Origin of the sequence: Lysobacter enzymogenes, assembly GCF_017168095.1 — a bacterium.
Taxonomy (GTDB): domain Bacteria; phylum Pseudomonadota; class Gammaproteobacteria; order Xanthomonadales; family Xanthomonadaceae; genus Lysobacter; species Lysobacter enzymogenes_D.
On the sequence record NZ_LXSD01000637.1, the window covers coordinates 1 to 8746 of the forward strand.

Here is an 8746-nt window from a genome sequence, read left to right on the forward strand (position 1 = left end):
TCGGCGGACAGCGCGAACGCGCGCGCGCCGTCGCCGAGGATCGCGCGCAGCCGCGGCGGCGGCGTCCATTGCAGCGCGCGCCATTGCGTTGCGCCGGGGTCCAGGCGCCAGGCGCTCTCGCTGCCGACGGCGACGGTGGCGCCGTCCAACTGAGCCAGCCCGAGCGGCGGCGCGGCGGTTCGCAGCGTGGGCAATTCGCCGCTGCGCAGCGGCGTCAGCGGTTCGGCCTGCAGCGGCGCGGCCAGCGCTGCGAACAGCAGCAGCATCCACAGCGACAGGGCGCGCATCGCCGACATCGGCCGCGACTCGGCGCGGCGCGCGCCGGCCAGACTTGAACGCGCCGCTGGCGCGCGACGACCCGGTTCCAGCGACTGCGACTGCTGCGACATCCGTTCCCGTTCCCCTAAACCTGCGCGGCGCCGTGTGCGCCGCGCCTGGATGCCGCGGCGCAGGCGCCGCGGCCGTTCACGTGCGTTCCGCGGTGGCGAGCAAGGCCTGCGCGCGCTTGAGGAACGGCCGGTCGATCATGCGCCCATCGACCACGAACACGCCGCGGCCGCCGTCGGCGGCGGTTTCGGCCGCGCTGACGATGCGCCGCGCGCGCGCGAGTTCGTCGGCGCTGGCGGCGAAGGCGCGGTTGGCCAGCCCGACCTGGCGCGGGTGCAGGCAGGTCTTGCCGAGAAAGCCCAGGCGCTTGGCGGCCAGCGCTTCGTCGAAATAGCCGGCTTCGTCGTGCAGGTCGGCGTAGGCGCCGTCGAGCGCGAACACGCCGGCCTGGGCCGCGGCCATGCGCACCGCGAACAGCGCGGCGTGGACGTTGGCGCGGTCGTCGCGGGCGATGCCCTGGGCTTCGAACAGGTCGGCCAGCCCGAGCTGCAGCCCGGCCACGCGCGGGTGCGCGCCGGCGATGGCCGCCGCGGCGAGCAGCGCGCGCGGGGTTTCGATGTTGACCAGCAGGCCGATCGGGCGGGCCACGCCGTTGCGCGCTTCGGCGCGTTCCAGCGCGGCCACGGCCTCGTGCAGGGCCGCGGCCGATTCGATCTTGGGCAGATTGATGAGGTCGGTGCCCTCGCGCGCGACCGCGGCCAGATCGGCGGCGAAGTGCTCGCTGCCGGGCGCGTTGACCCGCACGATCATCAGCTTGGACGAGGCCGCGGCGGCGCTGGAGGCCACGAACGCGGCCACCGCCACGCGCGCGGCGGCCTTGCGCTCGGGCGCGACCGCGTCCTCCAGGTCGAAGGACAGCGCATCGGCGGCGCCGGCCAGGGCCTTGTCGAACAACTCCGGCCGCGCGCCCGGGACGAACAGCTTGCTACGCATGGCGGGGCGGGGCGGCGGCATCGATCATGCGGCGAGTGTGCGGCAAGCGCCCGCGGCCATCGGCACAGGGGCGGCATGTTCAAACGATAGGTTTTGTTGCGACCGCCGGGTCGATCGCGTGGGTTGTCTGCAGGAGCGGCGTGAGCCGCGACTGCGGGGTTTCATGCTCGCGCCGGCCGCCGGAATTCGGGGTCGCAGCTTGCGCAGCTCCTACAGGGGCTCCGGGACGATTCGCGGATGCCGGCGGACTCGCATGGGCTACCTGTAGGAGCGGCGCGAGCCGCGACCGCGGGGCTTCAAGCTCGCGTCGGCCGCCGGGATTCGCGGTCGCAGCTTGCGCAGCTCCTACAGGGGCTTCGGAGCGGTTCGCGGGTGCGGGCGGACTCGCATGGGCTACCTGTAGGAGCGGCGCGAGCCGCGACTGCGGGGCTTCATGCTCGCGCCGGCCGCCGGGATTCGTAGTCGCAGCTCGCGCAGCTCCTACAGGGGCTTCGGGCCGATTCGCGGGTGCCGACGGACTTGCATGGGCTACCTGTAGGAGCGGCGCAAGCCGCGACCGCGGGGCTTCATGCTCGCGCCGGCCGCCGGGATTCGCGGTCGCAGTTTGCGCAGCTCCTACAGGGGCTTCGGGGCGGTTCGCGCGGCGCCGGGCCACGCCCGAACCGCGAAAACTCCCCCATCCGGCCCCGGCACCGGATAATGGCCGCCTGTCCGCCCTGGCCCGCCCCGACGGCGCGCCGCCACCGAGCCTTTCGATGACGTCCAGCTCCCGCTTCCCCGACTACCCGTTCCAGCCGCAGCGTTTCGAGGTCCGTCCGGGCATCGGCCTGAGCTATCTCGACCAGGGCCCGCGCGACGGCGAAGTCGTGGTGATGCTGCACGGCAATCCGTCGTGGAGCTATTACTGGCGCAAGCTGGTGCTGGGCCTGCACGACCGCTACCGCTGCATCGTCCCCGACCACGTCGGCATGGGCCTGTCCGACAAGCCCGGCGACGAGCGCTACGAATACACCCTGCGCTCGCGCGTCGACGACGTCGAAAAGCTCCTGCAGCACCTCGGCATCGGCGGCCCGATGACCCTGGCCGTGCACGACTGGGGCGGCGGCATCGGCTTCGGCTGGGGCCTGAAGCACTCCGAGCAGATCAAGCGCCTGGTGATCACCAACACCGGCGCGTTCCCGCTGCCGGCGGCCAAGCCGCTGCCCAAGCGCCTGCGCCTGGGCCGCGATTCGGCCATCGGCACCGGCCTGATCCGCGGCCTCAACGCCTTCGCCGGCGGCGCCGCGCGCCTGGGCGTGGCTAAGGCCATGCCGGCCGACGTGCGCCGCGCCTACGTCGCGCCGTACGACTCCTGGGCCAACCGCATCGCCACCTCGCGCTTCGTCCAGGACATCCCGCTCGGCGAGGGCGACAAGGCCTGGCCGCTGGTCCAGGCGATGGGCCGCAAGCTGCCCGAATACGCCGACCGCCCGGCCTTCATCGGCTGGGGCCTGGGCGATTTCGTGTTCGACCACCACTTCCTCAAGGGCTTCACCGACGCGCTGCCGCGCGCCGAAGTGCACGCCTTCAAGGACGCCGGCCACTACGTGCTGGAAGACAAGGCCGCCGAGCTGGTGCCGGCGATCCGCGCCTTCCTCGACCGCCACCCGCTGGGCTGAGACCGACGCATGGACGCTTCCGCCGCCGTCTGCAACATCGCCGCTTCGCTGCCGCGGCTGGCCGCGCAATCGCCGCAGCGCGTGGCCATGCGCTGCCCCGGCACGCGCGGGCCCGACGGACTGGCGCGCTACGACGTCGAGCTGACCTACGCCGAGCTCGACCGCCGCAGCGACGCCATCGCCGCGGGCCTGGCGAAACGCGGCATCGTCCGCGGCACCCGCACCGCGGTGATGGTGCGGCCCTCGCCCGAGTTCTTCCTGCTGATGTTCGCCCTGTTCAAGGCCGGCGCGGTGCCGGTGCTGATCGATCCGGGCATCGACAAGCGCGCGCTGCGCCAGTGCCTGGACGAAGCCGCGCCGGAGGCCTTCATCGGCATCCCGCTGGCGCACATCGCGCGGGTGGTGCTGGGCTGGGCGAAGTCGGCGCGCATCCGCATCACCACCGGCGCGCGCGCCTTCCTCGCCGACGATACGCTGGCGCGGGTCGAGCGCGCCGGCGAAGGCGCCGGTTCGCAGCTGGCCGACACCCAGGCCGAGGAAGTCGCGGCGATCGTGTTCACCAGCGGCTCGACCGGGGTGCCCAAGGGCGTGGTGTTCCGCCACCGCCACTTCGTCGCTCAGATCGAAATGATGGGCGAGGCCTTCGGCATCGCGCCGGGCGGGGTGGACTTGCCGACGTTCCCGCCGTTCGCGCTGTTCGACCCGGCGCTGGGCCTGACCTCGGTGATCCCCGACATGGACCCGACCCGGCCGGCCCAGGCCGATCCGGCCAAGCTGCACGATGCGTTGCGCCGGTTCGGCTGCGACCAGCTGTTCGGCTCGCCGGCGCTGATGAAGGTGCTGGCCGACTACGGCCGGCCGCTGCCGACGCTGCGCCGGGTCACCTCGGCCGGCGCGCCGGTGCCGCCGGACACGGTCGCCCGGCTGCGCGAGCTGATGCACGAGGACGCCCAGTTCTGGACGCCGTACGGCGCCACCGAATGCCTGCCGGTGGCGGTGATCGAAGGCCGCGAACTGCAGTCCACGCGCGCGGCCACCGAGGCCGGCGCCGGCACCTGCGTCGGCCGCGCGGTGGCGCGCAACGACGTGCGCATCGTGCGGATCAGCGACGAGGCCATCGAACAGTGGTCGGACGAGCTGCTGGTGCCGGCCGGCACGGTCGGCGAAATCACCGTGGCCGGGCCGACCGCGACCGACGCCTATTTCAACCGCGACGGCATGACCCGGCTGGCCAAGATCCGCGAACGCACCGCGCAGGGCGAGCGCATCGTCCACCGCATGGGCGACGTGGGTTATCTCGACGAACACGGCCGGCTGTGGTTCTGCGGCCGCAAGGGCCACCGCGTGGAAACCGCGAGCGGGCCGCTGTACACCGAGCAGGTCGAACCGGTGTTCAACACCCATCCCAAGGTGCGCCGCACCGCGCTGGTCGGCACCGGCGCGCAGGGCCAACAACGGCCGCTGCTGTGGGTGGAGCTGCACCAGCCGCGCGTGGGCAACCGCGAGCGCGAACGCGTCCTCGCCGAACTGCGCGAGATCGGCGCCGGCCACGCCCACACCGCCGGGATCGAGCGCTTCCGCTTCCATCCGGGTTTTCCGGTCGACATCCGCCACAACGCCAAGATCGGGCGCGAGAAGCTGGCGCTGCAGGCGCGCGCGATCGGCGACTGAGCGCCGCAGCGGGCCTGCCGTTGTGGCCGGGCCCGGCTGTGGAAGGGCCTGGTTGTGGGAGGACCCGATTGTGGGAGGGCCTTCAGGCCCGATGCCTTCCTCTCAGCTCGCCGCGAACCGGAACAAAAGCGTCGGGCCTGAAGGCCCTCCCACAAGCGCCCGCGGCTGTCGCCCAGGCGACACTCCGCCCGCGCCGCAGGGCCTATCATTCGCCTCCCCATTCTTGGAACCGAACGCGATGAAGATCCTGGTGACCGGCGGCGGCGGTTTTCTCGGCCAGGCGCTGTGCCGCGGCCTGGTCGCGCGCGGCCACGAGGTGGTCAGCTTCAATCGCGGCCATTACCCGGCGCTGGACCCGCTCGGCGTGATCCAGATCCAGGGCGACCTGGCCGACCGCGACGCGGTCGTCGCCGCCGCGCAAGGCTGCGAGGCGATCTTCCACAACGCCGCCAAGGCCGGCGCCTGGGGCAGCTACGAGAGCTACCACCAGGCCAACGTCGTGGGCACGCAGAACGTGCTGGCGGCCTGCCGCGCGCACGGCATCGGCCGGCTGGTCTACACCTCCACGCCCAGCGTCACCCACCGCGCGACGAACCCGGTCGAAGGCGGCAGCGCCGAGACCGTGCCCTACGGCGAGGGCTTCAAGGCCGCCTACGCCACCACCAAGACCATCGCCGAAAAGGCCGTGCTGGCGGCGAACTCGCCGCAGCTGGCGACCGTGGCGCTGCGCCCGCGCCTGATCTGGGGCGTCGGCGACAACCAGTTGCTGCCGCGCCTGGTCCAGCGCGCCAACGCCGGCCGCCTGCGCTTCGTCGGCACCGGCGAGAACCGCATCGACACCACCTACATCGACAACGCCGCCCAGGCCCACTTCGACGCCTTCGAGCACCTGGCGCCGGGTGCGGCCTGCGCCGGCAAGGCTTACTTCATCAGCAACGGCGACCCGCGCACGGTGCGCGAGACCCTCAACGGCCTGCTCGGCGCGGTCGGCGCGCCGACCGTCGACAAGACCCTGCCGTTCCGCGCCGCCTACGTGATCGGCGCGATCTGCGAAGGCCTGTGGACGCTGCTGCCGCTCAAGGGCGAGCCGCCGATGACCCGGTTCCTGGCCGAGCAGCTGTCGACCACCCACTGGTACGACATGGGCCCGGCCAAGCGCGACTTCGGCTACGTGCCGCAGGTGAGCTTCGAGGAAGGGCTGGCGCGGGTGAAGGCCGCGCAGTAGGAAAACCGGCCGGAGCCCCTGTAGGAGCGGCGCGAGCCGCGACCGCGGGGCTTCGGTCTCACGCCGGACGCCGGGTTTCGCGGTCGCGGCTCGCGCCGCTCCTACAGGGCTGCGGGCCGCATTCGCGTCTGGCCGCCACACCGCGTCGCTAAACCGCACCGCGCTTGCACAAAGCGCTAACAGCCGCCTGGGCGGGGCCGGATAGAATGGACGCATGAACGATTCCGCCTCGCCCCTGGATGCGCTCAAGCCGCTCGCCGGCCGCGCCCTGGAAGCCGCGCTCAACCGCGCGCTCGCGCTCGATCCCGACACCCGCGCCGGCCTGTCCGCGCTCGACGGCCGCAGCATCGCCCTGCACCTGGCCGAGCCGCCGCTGGCCGCGCGCATCCTGGTCGCCGGCGAACGCCTGGAAGTCGGCCCGGTGCGCAGCAGCGACGAACCGGACCTGTCGGTGCGCAGCACCCTCGGCGCGATCTTCGCGCAGCTGCCGAACCTGCTCGGCGCCGCGCGCAACGAACAGGCCGCGCCGGTCGGGCAACTGCGCATCGAGGGCGACGCCGACCTGGCCCGGCGCCTGCAGCGGCTGGCCGAGCGGTTCGATCCGGACTGGCAGCAACCGTTCACCGCGGTGTTCGGCGACATCGTCGGCGTGCAGATCGCCAACGCCGTGGCCGGCGCGCTGCGCCACGCGCGCGACGCCGCCGGCGCGTTCGTCAGCAACGCCGCCGAATACCTGACCGAAGAAAGCCGCGACCTGGTGCCGCGCGCCGAGCTCGACGCCTTCCACGACGATGTCGATGCGCTGCGCGACGACGTCGAACGCGCGGCCGCGCGGGTGGCGCGCCTGCGCGCGCGCGCGGGCGAGCGCGCATGAGCATGCCGCCGCGGCGCCGCAGGCTCTTGTGGGAGGGCCTTCAGGCCCGGCGCTGTTCGGTCAGCGGCGAGGTTTCTTCCACATCTGAAACAAGAGCATCGGGCCCACAAACGCAGGCCCTCCCGCAGGAGGCGCGCGCATGAAATCCGCCGCCCGCGCCTGGCGCATCGGCCGCGTGCTGCTGCGCTACCGCCTCGACGCGCTGCTCGACGACACCCCGGCCGAGCGCTGGCTCAAGCTCGCGCGCCCGTTCGTGCCGCGCGCCTCGGCCGAAGTCGAGGCGATGTCGCGCGGCGCGCGCCTGCGCCTGGCGCTGCAGGAACTGGGCCCGATCTTCGTCAAGTTCGGGCAGATCCTGTCCACCCGCCGCGACCTGGTGCCGCCGGACATCGCCGCCGAGCTGACCTTGCTGCAGGACCGGGTCAAACCGTTCGACGGCGAGACCGCGCGGCGCATCGTCGAGGGCGCGCTGGAGCGGCGCATCGACGAGGCCTTCGAGCGCTTCGACATCGAGCCGCTGGCGTCGGCCTCGATCGCCCAGGTCCACGCCGCGCGCCTGCCCGCGCAGGGCGGCCGGCCGGCGCGCGAGGTCGTGGTCAAGGTGCTGCGCCCGGACATCGAGGGCAAGATCGCCGGCGACATCGCCCTGCTCAAGGCGATGGCCGCGCTCGTCGACCGCACCCATCCCAGCGCCGACAAGATCCGTCCGCGCGCGATCGTGGCCGAGATCGAAAGCACGCTCGCCGCCGAACTCGACCTGCAGCGCGAAGGCGCCAACGCCAGCGTGCTGCGCCGGTTCTGGGCCGACAGCGACGACATGTACGTGCCCGAGGTGATCTGGACCCACACCTCCGAGCGCGCGTTGACGCTCGAACGCGTCTACGGCATACCGTCGGACGACATCGCCGCGCTCGACGCCGCCGGCATCGACCGCCGCGCGCTCGCCGCCAAGGGCGTGCGGGTGTTCTACACCCAGGTGTTCCGCGACAACTTTTTCCACGCCGACGCCCACGCCGGCAACATCTGGGTCGACAGCGACCCGGCGCGGCGCAACAACCCGCGCTTCATCGCCCTGGACTTCGGCATCATGGGCCAGTTGTCGGACGAGGATCAGTACTACCTCGCCGAGAACTTCATGGCGATCTTCAACCGCGACTACCGCCGCATCGCCGAACTGCACGTGCAGGCCGGCTGGATGCCGGCGCACATCCGCATCGACGAACTCGAAGCGGCCACGCGCGCGGTGTGCGAGCCGTACTTCACCCGTCCGCTCAGCGAGATCTCGCTGGCCGAGGTGCTGCTCAAGCTGTTCCGCACCGCGCAGCGCTACGAACTGACCCTGCAGCCGCAGCTGATCCTGCTGCAGAAGACCTTGCTCAACATCGAAGGCGTCGGCCGCCTGCTCGATCCCAAGCTCGACATCTGGGCGGTGGCGCGGCCGGTGCTGCAGCGCATCCTGCTCGATCGCTACAGCCCGCAGCGGCTGGCCGGCGAGTTCCGCAAGCGCCTGCCGGAGCTGGTGACGCGCGCGCCGGAAATGCCGCGCCTGCTGCATGCCTGGTTGAGCCAGCAGGTCGCCGGGCAGCATGAGTTGAAGATGCGTTCGGGCGATATCGTCGAGCTCAACCGCACGATCAAGGATGCGGTGCGGCGGACGGTGTCGGCGATCCTGGGCACGGGGTTGCTGATCGTTTCGGCGGTGTTGTACGGGTTGGAGTCCGGCGGGCCGCGGTTCTGGTCGGTGCCGGCGTCGTCGTGGATCGCGGGGTTGGGTGGGGTGTGGGCGTTGTTGGCGGCCTGGCCGCGGCGGCGGTGGTTCAAGTAGCGGTTGCGGTTTGCGGCGGTTGCGGCGTTTGCGGCGCGGTGGGATGAAGCTGTCGTCGTGGTTTCGTTTTCGCGGTCGCGGCTTGCGCCGCTCCTACAGGATCTCCGGCCAGTTTCGTATCTCCCTGTAGGAGCGACGCAAGTCGCGACCAACCGAAGCAACGCAGCCCCGCC

Annotated in this window: 7 protein-coding genes and 1 pseudogene; 5 read left to right on the plus strand and 3 right to left on the minus strand. The window is 72.2% G+C overall.

All coding sequences use genetic code 11. The features are described from left to right. Together A7A76_RS24660 and A7A76_RS24665 are read right to left on the minus strand one after the other, a co-directional pair. Positions 1–287: pseudogene (locus A7A76_RS24660) on the minus strand (sodium:solute symporter); the annotation flags it as partial. A gap of 178 nt (positions 288–465) precedes the next feature. Further along, positions 466–1320: an HpcH/HpaI aldolase/citrate lyase family protein gene (locus A7A76_RS24665; RefSeq protein WP_206413799.1), complete on the minus strand. Its 855-nt coding sequence runs from the start codon at positions 1318–1320 to the stop codon at positions 466–468. A 755-nt stretch (positions 1321–2075) separates the two neighbouring features. Here A7A76_RS24665 and A7A76_RS24670 point away from each other — a divergent pair. Then, positions 2076–2978: an alpha/beta fold hydrolase gene (locus A7A76_RS24670; RefSeq protein WP_206413800.1), complete on the plus strand. Its 903-nt coding sequence runs from the start codon at positions 2076–2078 to the stop codon at positions 2976–2978. A 9-nt stretch (positions 2979–2987) separates the two neighbouring features. After that, positions 2988–4649, plus strand: coding sequence for an olefin beta-lactone synthetase (oleC, locus tag A7A76_RS24675; RefSeq protein WP_206413801.1), 1662 nt, complete (start codon positions 2988–2990; stop codon positions 4647–4649). A gap of 102 nt (positions 4650–4751) precedes the next feature. On the opposite strand, the gene A7A76_RS27115 is transcribed toward oleC, so the two are convergent. Further along, entirely contained in the window at positions 4752–4832 is an 81-nt protein-coding gene (locus tag A7A76_RS27115) for a DUF6053 domain-containing protein (protein WP_428995236.1), read from the minus strand. Between the two features lie 55 nt (positions 4833–4887). Here A7A76_RS27115 and oleD point away from each other — a divergent pair, with 55 nt between their 5' ends. The 3 genes from oleD to ubiB all read left to right on the plus strand — a co-directional run bounded on the left by oleD (position 4888) and on the right by ubiB (position 8573). Continuing rightward, on the plus strand, positions 4888–5874 hold the full coding sequence (oleD, locus tag A7A76_RS24680; RefSeq protein ID WP_206413802.1) for a 2-alkyl-3-oxoalkanoate reductase: 987 nt from the start codon (positions 4888–4890) through the stop codon (positions 5872–5874). Positions 5875–6088: 214 nt separating this feature from the next. Continuing rightward, positions 6089–6748 (plus strand): ubiquinone biosynthesis accessory factor UbiJ, encoded by a 660-nt coding sequence (locus A7A76_RS24685; RefSeq protein WP_206413803.1) that lies wholly within the window; start codon positions 6089–6091, stop codon positions 6746–6748. 139 nt (positions 6749–6887) lie between these two features. Further along, a complete protein-coding gene (gene ubiB, locus A7A76_RS24690) occupies positions 6888–8573 on the plus strand; it encodes a ubiquinone biosynthesis regulatory protein kinase UbiB (protein ID WP_206413804.1) in 1686 nt (561 codons plus the stop codon). Positions 8574–8746: the final 173 nt, after the last annotated feature.